Origin of the sequence: Afipia carboxidovorans OM5 (genome assembly GCF_000218565.1) — a bacterium.
Lineage (GTDB): Bacteria > Pseudomonadota > Alphaproteobacteria > Rhizobiales > Xanthobacteraceae > Afipia > Afipia carboxidovorans.
The window spans coordinates 2,064,066-2,083,383 of sequence record NC_015684.1 but is presented as its reverse complement, the minus strand read 5'-3'; the positions used below and the strand labels follow the sequence as shown (position 1 = coordinate 2,083,383).

Genomic DNA, 19,318 nt, shown 5'->3' with positions numbered 1-19,318 from the left:
GGAATTGTCGCAATTCGGCAACATTGTGATATGAATGCACCAGTGATGCGGTTCTGCCGCATCTCGCCGCTTCTCTCACACCCCCAAGGCATGACCGCTTTAGAGACTTCGGCCTCGATCGAACCTCCTATCGCTGAACCGCGGGGCAAGCGGCTGCGCCGGCTCCTGATGCCGATCGCCGTTGCCCTGGCGCTGATCTCTGCCTGCCTGACCTTCGTGGTGCTGACCGGGCTCACCCCGATCGTGCCCACCCATTCGGTGGTCATCACCTTCCTGCTGATCAATGCCGGCACCATCCTGCTGTTGCTCCTGATCATCGGGCGGGAAATCTGGCTGGTGATCCAGGCACGGCGGCGGGGCCGGGCGGCCGCCCGGCTGCACGTCCAGATCGTTGCCCTGTTCTCGGTGATCGCGGTGCTGCCGGCGGTGCTGGTGTCGATCGTCGCCAACGTCACGCTCGACCGCGGCCTCGACCGGCTGTTCTCGGGCCCGACCAAGGCCGTGATCGAGAACTCGCTGACCATCGCCAATGCCTATCTCTACGAGCATGCACAACTGATCCGTGGTGATGTGCTCGGCATGGCGAACGACCTCGCCAACGCGCGCCCACTATGGGACCAGGACCGCCAGAGCTTTCGTGCGGTGCTGACGCAAAACGCCAAGGCGCGCGACCTGCCGGGCGCGATGATTATCGACAAGGACAGCAACGTCCTCGAGACGACTGCGAACGGCGTTGCCCAGAGCTTCACCACGCCGGCTCCGGACTTCCTCGCCAACGTCAATGAGGACGATCCGCAGATCGGCGTGTTCATCCAGCAGAACTACGTCGCCGCCGTGATCCGGCTGCGCGCGTTTCAGGATACATTCCTCTATGTCGCGCGGCTCCTCGATCCGCGCGTGGTGGGGCAATTGCGCCAGACCCAGGCGAGCGTCGCCGAATACAGCGAGCTGGAATCGCGCAAGCTCGGCATTCAGGTCGCGTTTGCGCTGATGTTCACCGTGATCGCGCTCTCGGTCTTGATGTCGGCGGTGCTGATCGGCCTCAATTTCTCCAACCGCCTCGTGGCGCCGATCCGGCGGCTGATGAGCGCGGCGAACCTCGTCTCGACCGGCGACCTGCACGTTCAGGTGCCGGTGATCAAGTCCGAGGGCGACCTCGCCAATCTCGGTGAGACCTTCAACAAGATGACGCAGGAGTTGCGCACCCAGCGCGACGAACTCGTCAGTGCCAGCAACATGATCGACAGCCGCCGCCGCTTCATCGAGGCGGTGTTGTCGTCGGCAAGCGCGGGCATCATCGGGGTCGATGGCAACGGCATCATCGGCATTCTCAACCGCTCGGCAGAAAAGCTGATCGGGCTCGTCGAGACGGAGGCGATCGACCATCCGCTCTCGGATGTGGTACCCGAACTCAACGAGTTGATGGAGAGCGCGAAAAGCGGCTCACACCGCCTGCTGCAGGGTGAAATCGAGATCAACCGCGCGGGCATCGCGCGCAATCTCTCCGTCCGCATCACCGGCGAGCAGTCGGGGCAGGCGCAGGAAGGCTACATCATCACGCTCGACGACATCACCGAACTTGTCTCCGCACAGCGCACCTCGGCGTGGGCCGACGTCGCGCGCCGTATCGCCCACGAGATCAAGAATCCGCTGACCCCGATCCAGCTCTCGGCCGAGCGCATCCGCCGTAAATTCGGCAAGACCATCACAGAGGATCGTGCGATTTTCGACCAGTGCACCGACACCATCGTGCGTCAGGTCGATGACATCCGCCGCATGGTGGATGAATTCTCGAAGTTCGCGCGGATGCCGAAGCCGGTGTTCGAGGGCGAGGACGTCGCCGACACCGTGCGGCAGGCGGTGTTCCTGATGCGCGTCGGCCATCCCGACATCGAGATCGAGGCCGACATCAAGCAGGACCCGATGCGGGCGAATTTCGACCGCCGGCTGATTTCGCAGGCGCTGACCAACATCATCAAGAACGCCACGGAAGCGATCGGCGCGGTGCCGCCGGACGAACTTGGCAAGGGGCGCATTGAAGTCACCGCCGCGCGGGACGGCGATGACGTGCTGATCGACGTGGTCGATAACGGCATCGGCCTGCCCAAGGAAAGCCGCGCGCGGCTTCTCGAGCCTTACGTCACGACCCGCGAAAAGGGCACCGGCCTTGGTCTCGCGATCGTCGGCCGCGTGCTCGAGGATCATGGCGGCAAGATCGAATTGAACGACGCCTCGAACATCAAGCCGGGGCAGAGGGGCGCATGGGTGCGGCTACGCTTTGCCGTCTCCGGTCGCCCGAAAGACAGCGACGTGAAGACCAGCGACACGCCACAAAATACGGAAGCGGAAGTAAGCCATGGCGAATGACATTCTGATCGTTGACGACGAAGCCGACATCCGCGACCTCGTCGCCGGTATTCTCGATGACGAGGGCTACAAGACCCGCACGGCGCGCGACAGCGACTCCGCACTTGCGGAGATCGCGACGCGCCGGCCGAACCTGATCTTCCTCGATATCTGGATGCAGGGCAGCAAGCTCGACGGGCTGCAGCTTCTTGAACAGATCAAGAAGGATCATGCCGATGTTCCGGTCGTGATGATCTCCGGCCATGGCAACATCGAAACCGCCGTCGCTGCGATCAAGCGCGGCGCCTACGACTTCATCGAGAAGCCGTTCAAGGCGGATCGTCTCGTGCTGGTTGCCACCCGCGCGCTGGAGAACTCACGGCTGAAGCGCGAGGTGCGCGAGCTAAAACAGCTTGCACCGGCTTCGAACACGCTGGTCGGAAAATCGCCGTGCATGAACCAGTTGCGCCAGACCATCGACCGCGCCGGCAAGGCCAACAGCCGCATTCTCATCGTCGGGCCGTCGGGTGCGGGTAAGGAGCTTGTCGCGCGCACGCTGCATAATCTGTCGAGCCGCGCAGGCGGGCCGTTTGTCGTCATCAACGCCGCAACGATTACGCCAGAGCGCATGGAGGTCGAACTGTTCGGCGTCGAGCTCGCCGATGGCGAGACCGGCCGCAAGGCGGGCGCGCTTGAAGAGGCGCATGGCGGCACGCTCTTTATCGATGAAATCGCCGATATGCCGCGCGAGACGCAGAACAAGATTCTGCGCGTGCTGGTCGATCAGACCTTCCAGCGCGCCGGCGGCACCAACAAGGTCAACGTCGATGTGCGGATCATTTCGTCCACCTCGCGCAATCTCGAAGCGGAGATTGCGGAAGGGCGCTTCCGCGAGGATCTCTACCATCGGCTCTCGGTGGTGCCGATCCGGGTGCCGCCGCTGTCGGAGCGGCGCGAGGATATCCCCGAACTCGTCGATTACTTCATGGACCAGATTTCGAGCACGACCGGCCTGCCGAAGCGCCGGATCGGCGAGGACGCGATGGCGGTGCTGCAATCGCATGTCTGGCCGGGCAACGTCCGCCAGTTGCGCAACAATATCGAGCGCGTGATGATTTTGGCCGGCGGCGATCCGGAAGCGACCATCACCGCGGACATGCTGCCGCAGGACGTCGGCTCGATGATCCCGGCGATGCCGACCGGCGTCAACGGCGAGCACATCATGGGGCTGTCGTTGCGCGAGGCCCGCGAGGTGTTCGAGCGCGACTATCTGATTGCGCAGATCAGCCGCTTTTCCGGTAACATCTCGCGCACGGCGGAATTCGTCGGCATGGAGCGCTCGGCGCTGCATCGCAAGCTCAAGGCGCTGGGAGTCGGCTGACACATGGCCCGTATCGCTTACGTCAACGGCCGCTATCTCGATCTGCGCGAGGCGTCCGTCAATATAGAGGATCGCGGCTATCAGTTTTCAGACGGTATCTACGAGGTCTGCGAAATCCGCGACGGCGCGCTCGTCGACTGGCCGCGTCATCGCGCACGGTTGAAGCGTTCGCTCGGCGAAGTACGGATCGCGATGCCGATGGGCGAGGCGGCGCTGACCGCCGTGCTGCATGAGGTGATGCGGCGCAATCGCGTCCATTACGGGCTGATCTATCTGCAGGTCACGCGCGGCGTGGCCCATCGCGAGCATTCCTTCCCGTCTCCGTCTGTGAAGCCGAGTCTCGTGGTCACCGCGAAGAATCTCAGCTTCGCGAAGAACGAGGCGCAGGCCGCGCACGGCATCGCCGTCATCACCCTGCCGGAGAATCGCTGGCCGCGGGTCGATATCAAATCGGTCGCGCTGCTGCCGAACGTGCTCGCCAAGCAGCAGGCCAAGGAGCAGGGGGCCTATGAGGCCTGGTTCGTCGACCGCGACGGATTCGTCACCGAAGGTTCATCCAGCAACGCCTGGATCGTGACCAAATCCGGCACCATCGTCACGCGTTCGGCCGACAGCGGCATCCTGCCCGGCATCACCCGGGCCGTGTTGCAGGAAGTGCTGGCGGCGCTGCAGATGCGATTCGAGGAACGTCCGTTCACGCCGCAGGAGGCGGAAGAAGCTGCGGAAGCATTCGTGACGGCCGCGACCCAGATCGTGATGCCGGTGGTCAAGATCGACGGCAAGCCGATTGGCAACGGCGTACCGGGGCCGATCGCCGCCAAGCTCCGCAGCCATTTTCACGGTTTTTCGACATTTTCTTGATTTTCCAGCGGATTTCCCCGGCATCACGGGTGAACTGGTCTTGCCTATCCTCCGGGGCTGTCTTTTAATGCACCGCAGCACCCGGAGGAGGTTTCGGGGGGCGCAGCTCGCTCGCGCGAATGCGGACGGGAGATAACAAGAACCAGCTACGACTGCGGAAAAAATAACAATGGCAGCCGACCGCGCACAAAATCTGCAAGACACGTTTCTCAATCATGTTCGCAAATCGAAAACCCCGCTGACGATTTTCCTCGTCAACGGCGTCAAGTTGCAGGGCATTGTCACCTGGTTTGACAATTTCTGCCTGCTGCTGCGGCGGGATGGGCACTCGCAGCTTGTCTACAAGCACGCGATTTCGACCATCATGCCCGGCGCACCGATTTCGCTGTTCGAGGGCGGCGAGGACACTCCAGCTTGAGGACCCTGATTGGACCCGCGTAGCTTCGGCGGGGCAGCCGACCGGCCGGGTTCTGGGGGACCGGCGCAGGGGCAGACGACGGGCCGCGTGCTTGTTGTCGGCCCGTATCTTCGTGCGCGCCGCGGCAGCGCCGACATTGCCACTATAGGCTCCGATGCCGTGCGCGATCCGCAAGCCCGCCTCGATGAGGCTGCCGGTCTTGCGCGTGCGATCGACCTTACGGTTGCGGAGGCGCTGATCGCGCCGCTGTCCGAAATCCGCCCGGCGACTTATCTCGGCAAGGGCAAGGTCGAAGACATTCTCGGCCTCATCAAGGCGCACGACGTCGATCTCGTGGTGATGGATTGCGCGTTGTCGCCGATCCAGCAGCGCAATCTCGAGAAGGAATGGAACGCCAAGGTGCTCGACCGCACCGGCCTCATTCTCGAAATCTTCGGCCGTCGCGCCAAGACCCGCGAAGGCACGCTGCAGGTCGAACTCGCGCATCTGATCTATCAGCGCAGCCGCCTCGTCCGCTCATGGACGCATCTGGAGCGTCAGCGTGGCGGCTTCGGATTCATGGGCGGCCCGGGCGAAACGCAAATCGAGGCCGACCGCCGCATGATCGGCGAGCGCATCACGCGGATCGAAAATGATCTGAAGAAGGTTCAAGCGACGCGGCGGCTGCATCGTGCCGGGCGCAAGCGCGTGCCGTATCGTGTCGTCGCGCTCGTCGGTTACACCAACGCCGGCAAGTCGACGCTGTTCAATCGCTTGACGCGCGCCGACGTGCAGGCTGCCGACATGCTGTTTGCGACGCTCGATCCGACGCTGCGCGCATTACGATTGCCGCATGGCGGCAAAGCGATGATCTCCGACACCGTGGGGTTCATCTCGGACCTTCCGACCATGCTGGTCGCGGCCTTCCGCGCGACGCTGGAAGAAGTGATCGAGGCCGACGTCATCCTGCATGTGCGCGATATCTCGCACGAGGATGCCGAAGCGCAGGAGCGCGATGTCGATCACGTGCTGCGGCAGTTGGGGATCGGCACGGAGTCCGGCCATCGCATCATCGAGGTCTGGAACAAGATCGATTGTTTTTCGCCCGAGGAGCGCGAAAACCTCGCACGCATCGCCGCGCGCCGGCCCGCGGATCATCCGTGCTTTCTGGTGTCGGCGGAGACCGGCGAGGGGATCGACGCGCTGCTTGCGGCAATCGAGGAACGGCTCGCCGCCCTGCGCACCGTTCTCGAACTGCGCATCGATGCCGCCGACGGAGAGGGCATCAGCTGGATTCACCGCAATGCCGAGGTGCTGGAAAAGACGCTCGACGACGACCATTTCGACATGGTGATCCGCGTCGATGAAACCAAGCGCGATACAGCCATTGCGCGGTTTCAGGCCGTGCCACGCGAGGCGTAGGGCTCTTCTGATACGGATGTGCCCCGGATGCAGTGCAGCGCGTAGCGATGCATTGCTGATCCGGGGCCGTTCTACATTCAACATTTATGATGGTCCCGGTTCTGCGAGGCAGCGCTTCACGCTGCGTCGCGCCCGGGACATAAGGGTAACTACTCCTTCTCCGCCTGCTTTGCCTCGCACCACAGCGCTTCCATCTCATCGAGCGTCGCTGCACCGAGCGCCTTGCCGCGTTTTGCCAGTTCCTGCTCGATGTAGCCAAAGCGCCGCTCGAATTTTGTGGAGGCGGAACGCAACGCCATATCCGGATCGACCTTGGCGTGCCGCGCGAGATTGACCACGGCAAACAGGAGATCGCCGGTCTCCGCCGCGATTTCCCTGGCGTCACCGCCGTCGAGTGCGGCTTCGATCTCGTCGGCTTCCTCGCGGATCTTGGCGAGCACCGCGCGCGGATCGTTCCAGTCGAAGCCGACCGTGCCGGCCTTCTGCTGAAGCGCGAGTGCGTGAGCAAGCGCAGGCTGACCCGTTTTCACCGATGAGAGCAAGGAGGGCTGTTGCACTGGCAGCTCCCCACGTCGTGCAGCGCGTTCGGCTTTCTCTTCCGCCTTGATCCGCTCCCACGCAGCCTTCACCTCGTCCGGCGACATCCGCCCGGCCTCGTCACCGAATACATGCGGATGGCGGCGGACCATCTTGGTGACGACGGCCGCCACCACGTCGGGGAAGGCGAACGCGCCTTGCTCCTCCGCCATGCGGGCGTGATAGACGACCTGCAGCAGAAGATCGCCCAACTCCTCGCGCAGATCGTCGAGGTCATGCCGCGTGATCGCGTCGGCTACCTCGTAAGCTTCCTCGATGGTGTAGGGCGCGATCGTCTCGAACGTCTGCTCCAGATCCCACGGGCAGCCGCCGACAGGCGTTCGCAACGCCGCCATCACTTCAAGGAGAGCAGCAATATCGGTCGGGTTCGAAGGCGGTTTCATGAGGCACCGGAATGATGGCAGATACTCTTTCTATGCCGCATCGGCCCACGCTCGCCCAGTCTCAATCCTGCATCAAACCCCGATATTCCCCGGTTGGCGGCGTCCATCCTGAATGATAGATCGGGTCATGAACAATCCCTTGGATAAGCCCCTCGACGATGCCGCGCTGGTGCTGTTTTCCGGCGGTCAGGATTCCGCAACCTGTCTTGCCTGGGTACTGTCGCGCTTTGCGCGCGTCGAGACGGTCGGCTTCGACTACGGTCAGCGGCACGCGATCGAGCTCGAATGCCGTTCGACGCTGATCGAGAGATTCAAGGCGATCAAGCCGGAGTGGAAGGCGAGGCTCGGCGAGGCGCATACGCTCGCCATTCCAACGCTGGCGGAAATTTCCGATACGGCCCTGACGCGCGACATCGCGATCGAGATGGACAAGGGTGGCCTCCCCAACACGTTCGTGCCCGGCCGCAATCTGCTGTTTCTCACCCTCGCCGCCGCGCTCGGCTATCGACGCGGCATCCGGCACATCGTCGGCGGCATGTGCGAGACGGATTATTCCGGGTATCCGGACTGCCGCGACGAGACGATCAAATCGCTCAACGTCGCGATCAATCAGGGCATGGGGCGCGATTTCGAACTGCACACGCCGTTGATGTGGCGCGACAAGGGGGAGACATGGGCCTTAGCGCATGAGCTTGGCGGCGACGCGCTGGTCGATCTCATCGTGCAGCATTCTCACACATGCTATCTCGGCGAACGCGGCGCGCTGCACGACTGGGGTTATGGCTGCGGCGAATGCCCTGCGTGCCGGTTGCGTGCTGCCGGATGGGCTAAGTACAAAACAGCCTGATTGCATTCAGCGTGGATGCTTGGATGCGTAATAGCGTAGCATGTCCTTGGCGTTGAGCGCCGTTTCGGAGCGGCGGCCGAAGAAGAACACGCCGCTGGCTGCGTCGGATTTCGGGCCGGGCTTGGCAAAATAATCGATGAACCGCAGCCAAAAGAACGGCAGTGCGACGAGCGTCGCAACGCGGGTGTTGAAACCGAGCGACAGCGCGACATAACGGATCGACCAGACCAGCGCCTTGCCGGCCCCGCCGACCGCGCCGGAGTCGATTTCCTCGAAACGGCGGAACAGCCAGCGATGCCCGCTTAACGTAAACCGCGTGAAGTCATAAGCCTGTTCGTGCACCTGCTGGATGAATGGCGTATCGGCATAGACGATGCCGCCGGGTTTCAGGACACGATAGATTTCCGCGACGACAGCGGGCGGATCGAGCACATGCTCAAGGACAGCCTGAATCCAGACCGCATCGAACACCTCGTCACGAAACGGGAGAAAATGTCCGTCGGCGACGACATCCGTGTTGTTGGAGGCATAGACGTCGGTGCCGACGATCTGAATGTGCTCGGTATCGTAAAGAGGATCGGCCCCGGCGCCGATCGCACCGCCGCCGATGACCAAAACAACCGGCGCCTTGTTTTCGCGCTTGAGCAGCTTGACCATCTCTTTCGATTTTTCGGGCGTCACCGGATTGGAGCCGGTCAGCATCCGGCGCACGCGAACGCCGAAACCGCGGCCGGTGTCGTCTCGCTTGAACACCGATCCGCGATCGTCGTCATAGGCCGCGCGCTCGAAGATGCTGCGCTCGAAGTCGATGAGAACGGGTTGGCCGCTGGCGCGCGGAAAACCGCGCCTGGAGAACACGCAGTTCGTGCCTGCACAGCGAATGGGCGTCTCGTGGAGATGAAGTTCCGAATGGCACCGCGGGCAACAGAGCAAATGATTGACGTTGACCGCGCCCGGCTTCGAACAATATCTCAACATAAGAGCCCTCTCTGAAAACACCTCCCGACAACGCAGAAGCGTGAATGGAGTTCGGGAGAAGAGGGCGCTAACTGAGACCCTTGAGCTTTTTGCAGGATGTCGCGGAGGTCGACGATATCTTCACGATATCGAGAACCGAGCGATTGAGCTTGAGATCCCGCTTGCTGAGAAAGCGCAGCGTGCCGCGCGGATTGGATTCGCAGAAGCGCGACAACGTTGCGGCGGTCGCTGCGACGGTATCCTGCTTCGGCGTCACGGCGATGCCGCCGTCTCTCAGCATATAGGCGGCCTTCACGTTCGACATCGTTGCCGTGGCGGAGCAGGTCTTGAACAGATTGGTGTAGGACGTGACCGGCATCGTGAGGTCGCCCGCGCGGCCGCTGAGCAGATATTCACGGCTCTTCGTACAGCCATCGGCGGCCTGAGCTGCCGAGCAGCCGAGACCAAACGCAACACAGATCAGCACCAGCTTTCGCATGAAGCGCACCATGCTCAGTGCATCATCGGGCGATGCGCATCCGCCGGATCGTCGAATATCGGCGCCAATCCGATCAGATCGTGCTCGGGCATCGGATGGGAGAGCGAGGTGTAGGGTAGGCCATAGGTCTGGCCGGCACAGCGGCGCCACGACATCTCGTGCGCATGAAATTTTGCGGCATTCGCAAGGTTGGTCCGCAATTCACCGTCGGCGGCCATTCGCAAGATCGCATCGGCAACAGCGTTCGGTGCAGCGTCTGTCAAAAGCCCAGTCTTGTTGTCGATCACTGCATCGGGAACGCCGCCGATCGCAGTCGCCACGCTCGGCAGCCCGCACGCCGCCGCCTCCAGATAGACGAGACCGAAGCCTTCGACCCGGCCCGACGTATCCGGCACGCCGGTGAGGCAGAAGAAATCCGCGCCGGAATAGAGATCGTGGATTTCCTGATCGGTCAGTGCGCCGAGGAGGCGAACGTCGCATGGCGACCGCTCGACCTTCTCGCGAAACTCCTGCACGTAATCAGCTTCGCCCGGCGGGCCGACCACCAGCCAGGTGATGGATTTACGGATGGACTCTGGCAGACGCTCGAGCGCCGCCAGCGTGAGGTGATGGCCTTTCCGCCGGGTGATGCGCGCAACCGTCACCATCGCGATACGGTTGGCCTCGATCCCGTATTGCCAGCGCGCCTGCACCTTCCGCTTACGCGGACCGAACCAGAAATCGGACACGCCAAGTGATACGGCATTCACCCGCGCACGGTTGACCGGGAAACGATCGCAGAACAGATCGCGGGTAAATCCGCTGTTTGCGACGACCTCCACACGTGGACCGAACACGCCCGCGCCGCGGATCGCAAGCCGCTTCAGCGGCGTCTGGGTCTCGTTGATCTCCGTGCCGTGCACGGTCAGCATCATGCGGCCGTCGATTTGATGACGCGACATCGCAACGGGAATGAAGAACGGCCAATCCGCGGCATGAACGATGTCGTAATAGACCTTGGAAATCTCGCTACGCACGAGCCTGATCTTGGCCGGCAGATCGCGCATCGAATGCAGGCCGCCATGGAAGCGCGACACCTTGAACGGCAGGTTGCTATCGTCGATCGAGCGGCCATAATCCGGCGCAACCACGGTGACCTCGGCGCCAAGCTCCCACGCCGCGGCGGCGACCTCGCGTGCGTAGGTGCCGATGCCGCCATTCGCCGGCGTGAACTCACTGGTGAGCAGCAGAATTTTCACGACGTCCCCTTCGTGATATCAAGCCATGGCGAGCAGATGGCGCGCGTTCTGGATCTCGCGGTGATACCGAAACACGCGCGCCAGTTGAGTGCCCGGCGTGAAGCTTTCGATCGATGTGGCGACGGCTTCCGGCCGTATGCGGCCACTGGCAATGTCGCTGCGGACAGCAACAAAGCGCTCCGCTAGCACCTCGGCCATGTCGTCCAATAACCCATTGCGCGGCACGAGATAACCGCTGATACCATCGTGGATGACGGACTCCAGCTGCGGCAGATGCATCGCAACGACAGGACGGCCGATGGCGAGCGTCTCCAGCACGCAGCGCGGCATGCCTTCGAATTCCGATGTCAGAATTCCGGCATGAGCCGATGCGATGGTTGCAGCGAGACCGGCCGCATCCTTGAAGCCGTGGCGAATGGTGATATCTGCGATATTGCCGAACTCGGCGAACCGCGTCGGGTCGCTGGTGCCGACATAATGGAATTCGAGATGACCGTTGAGCCTGTGGCGCAACCGCGCAAGCGTTCTGAACATCAGCGGCGGCTGTTTGAATTCATCGAGCCGGCCGGCGAAGACCACCCGAAATGGCAAGTCCGTCGAGGGGAAGGGCTGCGGCTCGAAGATGTCAGTGTTCACCCAGGTCCACAGCGTATCGATCTTCTCTTTGCGACTCGGATAGGTTTTCTGCAGACGCTCCGTGATAAACGGATTGACGCACAGAAATTTCTCGCTGGTCGCAATCGCAAACCGCTCGCCCGCATTATGCACGAAGGAATATTTACGCAGCAGCGAGTCCATCTTCAGTTTCGGCACGCCTTCGCCATGCAGCATCTGCACGAACGGAAGGCGCAGGATGACCGGCAGCCACGAGAATTCAACGCGCCGCAGATCGACGGTGCATTTCCGTGCGCGGATCAGCTGCGCGATGCTCCGGAAATTCCGCAACAGCGCCATGAAGAACTGGCCGGTGAGGGAGGAGCGAATGGTTTTCGCAGCCTCGCGCGCCTGCTCATCCGAATAACGCAGGATCGGCATGAAATCGAATTGCCGCCCACGAAAGGTGAGGCGATGAACTTGTCCGACCGCAAGATCACCGATCGAATCGACGCCGATGAACAGAAGATCGGTATCCTGCGGATGAAACGTGATGAAGTCGCGGATATAGGTCTCGAGCCCGCCGACCTTCTGGCCGCGCGGATCGAACGGGTGGATCAAACAGATCTGATAACGGCGACGGATGTTGCGTGCGCGTTGGGCGAGAGTGACGTTGGATGTCATGCAGCGGTCCTTGTGCGAGCACTGATGATTTGGGGAAGCGTTCGGACGAACAGCCGCGGCACCACCACCATGCATTTTGCGTAACGCGGCGCGAGGCGACGCGGGTTTTTCAGCATCCGCCACGCCCATTCCAGACCGACCTTTTGGGTAATGGTCGGTGCGCGCGTTTGTGTCCCCGCGATGAAATCGAGGCCCGCGCCGATGCAGAGAAAGCCGGTGCCTTCCAACTGGTCGAGGCAGCGTGCGGCAAAGACTTCCTGTTTCGGCGCACCAAGCGCCACGAAACACAATCGCGCCCGTGAGCGGCGAATGCTTTCGATGGCAAAATCCGCCTCTGGCGAATAGGGGTCGAAATCAGGTCCGGGTGCAAAGAAACCTGCGAAACGTATGCCTTTGTAGCGCTGTGAAAGGGCTTTCACCGTTTCCGCGAGCGTTACGTTGTTCGAGCCGAGAAGGAAGATCGGCAGGTTTCGCCGCTGAGCCTCCGCGCAAAGCGGCTCGATCAGATCGGCACCCGTGGTGCGTTTGATATGTGTTCCGACCAGCCTGCTGAGAATCACAATCGGAAATCCGTCCGCGGTGACGAACTTTGCGCGCTGATAGGCATTGCGAAAGTCGGAACGCTTTCGAAGCTGCACGACGTGATCGAGATTGAGCGTGCAGACGGAAAAATTTTCCCCCCGTTGAGCCGCATCGATCACCGATGCAATGGCATCCGGCATCGAAGGAACATTGATGGAGACGCCATCGACGTTGAGATTGTGACGCGAGTGTGCCGAAGGCGTGGTCAACATGTCGATCTCCTGATGACAGTTTGTCGGAACTCGCGAACACAACGAACACGCGGGGCGCGTGGAACGAACATCGACATCGATGATGCGTACTCGATGTTCGATCGTCATCAAATTGGACCAATGCGACGCAAGCGTGGCGAGCACTGCAATGCACAGATCACATTTCTTTTCACGTCAGGGAGTCGTCTTCATGCAACACATCACGCGACGCGATATGATCGCAACATGCGCTGGCGCGACAGTTGCTTTGTTGCGCGGGACAGAATCACGATCGTCGATTGGCGAGAGTCTTGGTGATGCAGCTGCAAGCAAGAATGTGATGTTCGGCGCCGCTGCAGCGGAAGCAATCGATCACGATATCGGCTATCGCGACCTCTACATCTCTCAGGCACGGCTCATCACGACAGATACTGCCTTGAAGATGGGCACTGTTGCATCACGGCCGGGCGTGAAGCGCTTCGAGCCCGCGGACAAGCTGTTGCAATTTTGCACGACGAACCGGATCGGTCTGCGAGGTCACTGCGTCATCTGGAACGAGTGGGTTCCGCAATGGGTCCGCAACATGGCGCTTGCCGAGCGGCGATCGTTCTTCGATGGCTACATCGAAGACGTCGTCGGCCGTTATGTCGGCAAGCTGCAATCATGGGACATTGTGAATGAGCCGTTCTGGCCGGGGCACAAGGCGCCGGGCGGATACAGGTTGGGCCCATGGTACGATGCATTCGGAACGGATTATGTCCGCCGTGCTTTCGAGCGGGCAGGCGCTGTCGACAAGGCTACGAAATTCGTTCTTAACGAAGCGCAGACGGAACGCGATGATCCACTCGGACTCGCGGTGCGAGAAGGGCTCCTCAAACTGGTCAAGGAGTTGAAGGATTCCGGTGTTCGTCTGGACGTCGTTGGGCTGCAGGGGCATCTGCAACCGAAATACAAGCACGATCCCGTGCGATTTGCCGATTTCGTTCACAAGCTCAGCGAGCTTGGTGTCGACATCTACATCACGGAATTCGATGTACGGGACGATACGTTTCCGGATGATATCCGTGCTCGCGACGAGCTGGTGGCAAAGACTGCGGAAGCGTTTCTCGACAATGTGCTGCAGATCTCGGCGGTGAAGGCGGTGATCGCCTGGGAGCTTGCCGATCAATATTCGTTCTACACCGATCTCGCCAAGAAGAAGGACCCGTCCGCCGCGCGGCTGCCGCGCCCGCTGCCCTACGATTCGAATCTGCAGAAGAAGCCGCTGTGGTTCGCGATGCAGCGTGCCTTCACCAACGCACGCCGGGCATGATCTAGCTTCGCAAGGGCTGGTGTGCGCGGACGATCCAGAGATGGAACAGGCTCCGCGCATAGAACACGACGAGAGCGGCGGCATAGGTTCCGGCGCCGATTGCGATGTGAAGAGCCAGACCACTGAGGTTGGCGGCTTCAGGCAACCTGTGCAGCACCAGCATCATCAGGGCCGTCGCGATGCCGGATCGCAGCAGGTGCGAGACCGGCAGCGTCAGGCCAAATTTTGTAAAGCCGATGGCGAAGCTCACCGTCGCCGCAGCAAGGGCTGACGCGACTGTCGCCGCCGCGGCGCCGACCAGTCCCCAGCGCTGGATGAAAACAATGCTCAGGATCACGGTGACGATCGCGTCGACCGATGCGACGACAACGATCAGTCGTGTCCGGTTATGCAACAGAAACACCTGATCGCCGAAGTGGGCGCGCAGGCTGCGAATGGCGCCCGCAAGTGCCGACAGTGGCAGGATCGCGAGCGTCGCTGCCTGAAAGGGCGCGGCGATCATCAGGTGGACGATCTCTGCGCGCAGCGAATATATCCCGGCGATGCTCGGCACGAGGATCGCAAACAGAAGCGCGCTATTGTCGGCAAGCTGGCTCATGGCGGCTTTGCTGCCGCCTTGCTCCATGTGCTTCACAGCGAGGGGAAAGGCCGCCGCCGTCACCAGCATTGCGGCAACTGCAGCAGCCCGTTGACCGAGACCATAGCCAACAGCGAACAGACCGGCGGCAGCCACGCCGCGCATATCGTTGAGGATGAAGCGCGAGGCGTTGAGGCCGACCCAACCCAATCCGCCGCCGATGATGATCGGAACGCCGTAATGCAGCGCGTGGCGGAAAATGTCGCGGTCGATCGGCCACACGCGGCTGCTGTAACCGATGAACGGCAACACGATCAGCGCTGCCAGAAGCTGCATCGCGAAATAGCCGATCAACGGCCATTCTGGGTGCGGGCCGAACCAATGGATGAGAAGAAGGCCAAGGAGCAACCCGGCCGACGGCCCGACGATCTGCTGGATGGAATAGATTCCGATCTGTTGCCGCGCCCGGGCGCGCTCGGCGATGTAAAGGTTGAGTGTGCGCGAGATGACGTAGCCGATGCTGGCGGCAAGAAGAAGCGGGCTCGCGTCCGGCGCGATAACCAGTAACACCACGCCGACGATTGCAAGGCTCTGCAGGATGACGGAGATCAGAATGACGAAGCTTTCCGTCGCGTAGAACCGCTGCTCCTCGCCCGCATCCTGATAGCGGCCGAGAAAGCGCAGCGCGTATTGCGACCACCACGACAGAAATCCGATCTGCAGCAGCTCGTGCGACGCAGTAATGAGCGTGATGACACCGAGCGTGTGATCGTTGACGACATGCGTCCAGACGATCATCGCCAGAAGCTGGAACAGCGGGCCGATCACCTGCGCCGGAAGGTAGAGGAGGGTATGTCGCAGCAGCATCGTCAGGCACCCACCCAGCGCAGCATTTTGTTCGGGACGACGCGTCGAATGCAAATCAGCGCAATAACGATCGCGAGCGTCGTCGCCGTGAACGTGACGGCAAAGGCAGTCAACGGCGGCAAACGATCGAACACGCCATTGTCTCGGAGCGCCATGACGATGAAAATGTGCCAGAGATAAATGAAGTAGCTGCCCGAGCCGAGTATTGCGAGCGCGGGCGATGCAAGTCGCAACGTCAGCAAGGTCAGAGCGGCGAGAGACGCGTAGACATAAAACGCCAACGAATCGTAATCCGCCGCGTCGCCGATCTGCCAGAGACGCACGCCGGCATAGATCGCATAGGCCACGACGGTTGCGATGAGGAGAAGCGCCATGTGATTGCGGAGCGTGTCATGCAGCCGGAGCGTTCCGATCAGCAAGCCGAGCGCGAGAAACGCAAACCAGAACGGGATATCCCGCATCCGCACTTCTTCGATGAGAGATGGCGAGAAGTCCGCCTTGATAAGGAGCGGGTCGATGTAGGCGCCGGCCAACAGCCCGAAGGCGATCGCCACGATCAGCCATATCGCAAGGCTGTCACGGCCGCCGCCCGAGATTTTGGCAAACCTGAGCAGCAGCCAGAGCGCTATGGTGCAGCCGACATAAACGAACACATAATAATAGACGAACACGTAGGCGAGGCCGAACCGCGCCAGCGCAACATGCAGCCGATGATCCATATTTGCGTTGTGAAGCGCCATATAAGCGTAGGCGGCGACGAAGACGATCGCATAAGGCACGACAGCCGTTGCGAGGCGGCGGCCGAGCGGAATCTCCGTCTTTCCGGCAGACATCATGCCAGATGCAAACAGGAATATCGGCACGCAAGGCCGCAGCGCCGCATCCAGCATCATCGCCCAGCTCGATGTGAGCGGCTGGGGCAGGGAGTGAATGCCGATCACCATCAGGATCGCAAGGCCCCGCATGCTGTCGATCGTGACGTCACGCGCCCGCGACGCGGGAGCCGCTGCGGCATTGCTCCAACCGATCTGATCGCTGGTCGCGGCCGTCATGGTCACCTGTCGAGCCAAGTCATGCGGAGCACTCCAGTCGGTTAGTGCGTGGCAATCGAACGATCCGAGAGCGTCCCCCGATCACACGCGCGCTCGTGCGCCATGCGTGCGATCAGATCGAGAACGATGTCGCGGTCCGATGCCGCGAGATTGTTCCAGCGCGCAAGATTGGCTCGGGCCTGTCGAACATGGAGCTGTCGCCAGCCGTCTGTTGCGACAAGGCGCGCGATGCTTGCAGCGGCGCCCGTCGGATCGGCCGGGTCGATGTAAAGCCCAGATTGGCCCAGCACCTCGCGGAACACCGCGGCATCCGGCGCGAGAATCGGAAGCCCGCCATACTGAGCCTCGAGGAGGGGAAGCCCCAACCCCTCGTCATGCGACGTGCAGATGAAGACGTCGGCTTTGTCGAGCAGCTCGGTAACACGCGTTGCGGTTTGATAGCCGTGCAGCGTCACGCCTGGAATCTGCGCGAGCTGGTCCCAGTCGGGTCCCCAGCCACGCCGTCCGATAATATCGAGCGTCGCATCGGCAAAACCCCGATCACGAAGCGCGATCAGAATGCGCCCTGCTGCCACAAGGTTCTTGCGAGGCTCGACCGTGCCGAGCGCGATGAGACGAAGGGGAGAGGTTTGCGTGCTACGCACCGCACGTGAGTTATCCGCGAGATTGAACACGTTGCGCACGGAGGGGCGGTAGAGTGTGATCTCCGCATCGCGGCGGCAATATTGCCGAAGCCGCTCGCGCGTTGTCGCGGAGTTGGTGAGAAATCGCGGATAGGTTTTGAGCGCGAGTTTGAACGGTACGGCCATATACAACCGTGCGCGATGATTGAGGTCGTCGCGGCGGGAAATCAGAAAATCATCGTGAAAATAAGGCAGAACGCGCGATGCAAACGGGCGCAGCAACGGGCTTGGTGGAAACCCCGGACAAAGCAGAACGGACTTCGATGCTGCGAGCCGCGCCGGGAGCCCCAGCGTCTGCCGTGCGATCATCTGCCGTGTGCCTTGTGCCGTCACTGGCGTAATCGGCAATGGCGCGAGCGCGTCCTGCGAGAACAGTTCGAGCGTGATCCGTTCAAGGCCGGTCACATGCCGCCCCAGATGGGTATGATCGACATAGATCGTCATTCCACGCACCTCATCGCACGCCGTACGCCGCCGCAAATCGTGGCGACACTCTGCTTCGTTGAATTTGATGGCGCTCAGCCTGTCGTTCCTTCGGCAGCAGCAGCGTGATGAGAACGACGAATTGAGCCAATTGAATGTTCTTCGATGAGAAACTGACGGAGCTTGCCGCGATCATCAGCATCAGAAGATAGATTGCCCACACGCCGCGATCGGATCTGCGCGTGAGATCGATGAAGAAGCAGAGAAGACCGATCGTCAGCAGGGCGGTGTGCACGAGGCCGAACTGTGTGACGCACGAGATCCAGAAATTCTCAATGCCGTAGTTCAGCCCGAGTTGCGATTGCAGCGCGGTGATCCGGTTAGGGTCGGCGCCAAGAATGAGTTCCGTCCAGTCGAGATAGGACAACAGGTGCAGCGTCGCGAACCGCGCCAGCGCGCTGCCTTTGTCCGACGAGAACCGCATCAGCATCTTGTCGAAAATGCCGGAGTCGAACGCGATAGCTACCGCGCCCGCAAGCAGGGAGACGATGCACATCGCCACGATGATGCCGAGTAACGAAATCCGGCCGCCGAAAGCGAGGCGAAGGCTCTTCCATCCGAGAAGAGCGCCGATCACGAACAGCGTGGTAATGAGCGCCGTGCGGCCACCGAACGCCATCAGCGACACAAAGCAAAATGCAGTCACCGGCAGCCTGATGGCGGAGGGAAGAATCGCCGGGCGCACGACAAGCGTCATCACGTAAGCCGCGATCAGGCCGGATGCGGTCAGCGGATGGCCGAGCAGGGCGGCGGAGCGCCATTCGCCGTACACAACAATGTCACCCACGGTCAGCGGGATCAGCCGATTGCCGGAGAAATACTCGTAATAGCCGAGCACGACGTTGAGCAGAATGCCGGCGTGAAACGCGAGGGCCAGCACACGACGTTGCGAGGCGGTGAGCTGCCAGACGACCAGGCAGATCATCGGCGGCAGCAGAAACGAATCGATGATGGTCGTGAACGGCCGCTTGAGAACGACGATCTGAAAGAACAGTGCAATCCAGCACAGGAACAGAACAAATGTTAGCCGTGCGCCTGCGAGGCTCGACAGCAGGCCGTTGATCGGATTGCCGTGGCGGATCAGACACAGCGCGAAGGCGAGAAAGACGCAGTAGCTCGCAACGTGAACCTTCTCAAGGAAAATGCCGCCGCTGGTGACGTAGTGCACCTTCAGATTGGTCAGCATCGACGAGGACAGGCCGAGCAAGGCAATGATAGCGAGCAGCATCAGCCCGACGATTGCGGCGTCGATCAATCCCGCAACCGTGGCCGATGTATCGCTGACAGGCCTGTGTGCGCGCAGGCGCGCCGGATGATGAAGGGCAACGGCCCTCGCAGGCGCCTGTTGCGGGAACATTGTCGTTC

General features: G+C 61.5%; 17 protein-coding genes. 7 read left to right on the top strand and 10 right to left on the bottom strand.

Annotated features, from left to right (window positions below):
- The first annotated feature begins 90 nt into the window (after positions 1–90).
- The 5 genes from OCA5_RS09725 to hflX all read left to right on the top strand — a co-directional run bounded on the left by OCA5_RS09725 (position 91) and on the right by hflX (position 6,407).
- Entirely contained in the window at positions 91–2,367 is a 2,277-nt protein-coding gene (locus OCA5_RS09725; protein WP_013913117.1) for a sensor histidine kinase NtrY-like, read from the top strand.
- Positions 2,357–3,727, top strand: a complete 1,371-nt coding sequence (gene ntrX, locus OCA5_RS09720) for a nitrogen assimilation response regulator NtrX (RefSeq protein WP_012563240.1) — start codon at positions 2,357–2,359, stop codon at positions 3,725–3,727. The genes OCA5_RS09725 and ntrX overlap by 11 nt, the downstream gene beginning before the upstream one ends.
- 3 nt (positions 3,728–3,730) lie before the next feature.
- On the top strand, positions 3,731–4,588 hold the full coding sequence (locus OCA5_RS09715) for a D-amino-acid transaminase (RefSeq protein WP_012563241.1): 858 nt from the start codon (positions 3,731–3,733) through the stop codon (positions 4,586–4,588).
- A 169-nt stretch (positions 4,589–4,757) separates the two neighbouring features.
- The gene (gene hfq / locus OCA5_RS09710; RefSeq protein WP_012563242.1) at positions 4,758–5,006 is read left to right on the top strand and encodes an RNA chaperone Hfq; all 249 of its coding nucleotides are present in this window, start codon (positions 4,758–4,760) and stop codon (positions 5,004–5,006) included.
- A gap of 9 nt (positions 5,007–5,015) precedes the next feature.
- Entirely contained in the window at positions 5,016–6,407 is a 1,392-nt protein-coding gene (hflX, locus tag OCA5_RS09705) for a GTPase HflX (protein ID WP_013913116.1), read from the top strand.
- A gap of 149 nt (positions 6,408–6,556) precedes the next feature.
- Here the strand turns inward: hflX and mazG are convergent, their stop codons facing one another.
- On the bottom strand, positions 6,557–7,387 hold the full coding sequence (gene mazG, locus OCA5_RS09700; RefSeq protein WP_012563244.1) for a nucleoside triphosphate pyrophosphohydrolase: 831 nt from the start codon (positions 7,385–7,387) through the stop codon (positions 6,557–6,559).
- 127 nt (positions 7,388–7,514) lie between these two features.
- On the opposite strand from mazG, the gene queC reads away from it, so the two are divergent.
- The gene (queC, locus tag OCA5_RS09695; RefSeq protein ID WP_012563245.1) at positions 7,515–8,234 is read left to right on the top strand and encodes a 7-cyano-7-deazaguanine synthase QueC; all 720 of its coding nucleotides are present in this window, start codon (positions 7,515–7,517) and stop codon (positions 8,232–8,234) included.
- A gap of 6 nt (positions 8,235–8,240) precedes the next feature.
- On the opposite strand, the gene OCA5_RS09690 is transcribed toward queC, so the two are convergent.
- From OCA5_RS09690 to OCA5_RS09670, 5 genes are all read right to left on the bottom strand, one after another.
- Complete coding sequence (locus OCA5_RS09690; RefSeq protein WP_012563246.1) at positions 8,241–9,092, bottom strand: class I SAM-dependent methyltransferase; 852 nt, start codon at positions 9,090–9,092, stop codon at positions 8,241–8,243.
- Positions 9,093–9,279: 187 nt separating this feature from the next.
- A complete protein-coding gene (locus OCA5_RS09685) occupies positions 9,280–9,702 on the bottom strand; it encodes a hypothetical protein (RefSeq protein WP_012563247.1) in 423 nt (140 codons plus the stop codon).
- 2 nt (positions 9,703–9,704) lie between these two features.
- Entirely contained in the window at positions 9,705–10,928 is a 1,224-nt protein-coding gene (locus tag OCA5_RS09680; protein ID WP_012563248.1) for a glycosyltransferase family 4 protein, read from the bottom strand.
- Between the two features lie 18 nt (positions 10,929–10,946).
- Positions 10,947–12,206 carry a glycosyltransferase family 4 protein gene (locus tag OCA5_RS09675; RefSeq protein ID WP_012563249.1) on the bottom strand — a complete coding sequence of 420 codons (1,260 nt, stop codon included), beginning with the start codon at positions 12,204–12,206 and terminating at the stop codon, positions 10,947–10,949.
- Entirely contained in the window at positions 12,203–13,000 is a 798-nt protein-coding gene (locus OCA5_RS09670; protein ID WP_012563250.1) for a WecB/TagA/CpsF family glycosyltransferase, read from the bottom strand. The genes OCA5_RS09675 and OCA5_RS09670 overlap by 4 nt, the downstream gene beginning before the upstream one ends.
- A gap of 319 nt (positions 13,001–13,319) precedes the next feature.
- Here OCA5_RS09670 and OCA5_RS09665 point away from each other — a divergent pair, with 319 nt between their 5' ends.
- Positions 13,320–14,291, top strand: a complete 972-nt coding sequence (locus OCA5_RS09665) for an endo-1,4-beta-xylanase (protein ID WP_244396058.1) — start codon at positions 13,320–13,322, stop codon at positions 14,289–14,291.
- A 1-nt stretch (position 14,292) separates the two neighbouring features.
- Here the strand turns inward: OCA5_RS09665 and OCA5_RS09660 are convergent, their stop codons facing one another.
- From OCA5_RS09660 to OCA5_RS09645, 4 genes are read right to left on the bottom strand one after another with little or no spacing between them, the layout of a single operon-like run.
- Positions 14,293–15,735: a lipopolysaccharide biosynthesis protein gene (locus OCA5_RS09660; RefSeq protein ID WP_012563252.1), complete on the bottom strand. Its 1,443-nt coding sequence runs from the start codon at positions 15,733–15,735 to the stop codon at positions 14,293–14,295.
- Between the two features lie 2 nt (positions 15,736–15,737).
- Positions 15,738–16,787 (bottom strand): acyltransferase family protein, encoded by a 1,050-nt coding sequence (locus OCA5_RS09655; protein WP_012563253.1) that lies wholly within the window; start codon positions 16,785–16,787, stop codon positions 15,738–15,740.
- A 41-nt stretch (positions 16,788–16,828) separates the two neighbouring features.
- Positions 16,829–17,914: a glycosyltransferase gene (locus tag OCA5_RS09650; protein ID WP_012563254.1), complete on the bottom strand. Its 1,086-nt coding sequence runs from the start codon at positions 17,912–17,914 to the stop codon at positions 16,829–16,831.
- A 10-nt stretch (positions 17,915–17,924) separates the two neighbouring features.
- Positions 17,925–19,310 (bottom strand): VpsF family polysaccharide biosynthesis protein, encoded by a 1,386-nt coding sequence (locus tag OCA5_RS09645; protein WP_012563255.1) that lies wholly within the window; start codon positions 19,308–19,310, stop codon positions 17,925–17,927.
- Between the last annotated feature and the right edge of the window lie 8 nt (positions 19,311–19,318).

Excerpts from the sequence above, each read along its gene's own strand:
- OCA5_RS09725 (WP_013913117.1), top strand. The coding sequence starts at position 91 with ATGACCGCTTTAGAGACTTCGGCCTCGATCGAACCTCCTATCGCTGAA.
- ntrX (WP_012563240.1), top strand. The coding sequence starts at position 2,357 with ATGGCGAATGACATTCTGATCGTTGACGACGAAGCCGACATCCGCGAC.
- OCA5_RS09715 (WP_012563241.1), top strand. The coding sequence starts at position 3,731 with ATGGCCCGTATCGCTTACGTCAACGGCCGCTATCTCGATCTGCGCGAG.
- hfq (WP_012563242.1), top strand. The coding sequence starts at position 4,758 with ATGGCAGCCGACCGCGCACAAAATCTGCAAGACACGTTTCTCAATCAT.
- mazG (WP_012563244.1), bottom strand. The coding sequence starts at position 7,387 with ATGAAACCGCCTTCGAACCCGACCGATATTGCTGCTCTCCTTGAAGTG.
- queC (WP_012563245.1), top strand. The coding sequence starts at position 7,515 with ATGAACAATCCCTTGGATAAGCCCCTCGACGATGCCGCGCTGGTGCTG.
- OCA5_RS09685 (WP_012563247.1), bottom strand. The coding sequence starts at position 9,702 with ATGGTGCGCTTCATGCGAAAGCTGGTGCTGATCTGTGTTGCGTTTGGT.
- OCA5_RS09675 (WP_012563249.1), bottom strand. The coding sequence starts at position 12,206 with ATGACATCCAACGTCACTCTCGCCCAACGCGCACGCAACATCCGTCGC.
- OCA5_RS09670 (WP_012563250.1), bottom strand. The coding sequence starts at position 13,000 with ATGTTGACCACGCCTTCGGCACACTCGCGTCACAATCTCAACGTCGAT.
- OCA5_RS09665 (WP_244396058.1), top strand. The coding sequence starts at position 13,320 with ATGTTCGGCGCCGCTGCAGCGGAAGCAATCGATCACGATATCGGCTAT.
- OCA5_RS09660 (WP_012563252.1), bottom strand. The coding sequence starts at position 15,735 with ATGCTGCTGCGACATACCCTCCTCTACCTTCCGGCGCAGGTGATCGGC.
- OCA5_RS09655 (WP_012563253.1), bottom strand. The coding sequence starts at position 16,787 with ATGACGGCCGCGACCAGCGATCAGATCGGTTGGAGCAATGCCGCAGCG.
- OCA5_RS09650 (WP_012563254.1), bottom strand. The coding sequence starts at position 17,914 with ATGACGATCTATGTCGATCATACCCATCTGGGGCGGCATGTGACCGGC.
- OCA5_RS09645 (WP_012563255.1), bottom strand. The coding sequence starts at position 19,310 with ATGTTCCCGCAACAGGCGCCTGCGAGGGCCGTTGCCCTTCATCATCCG.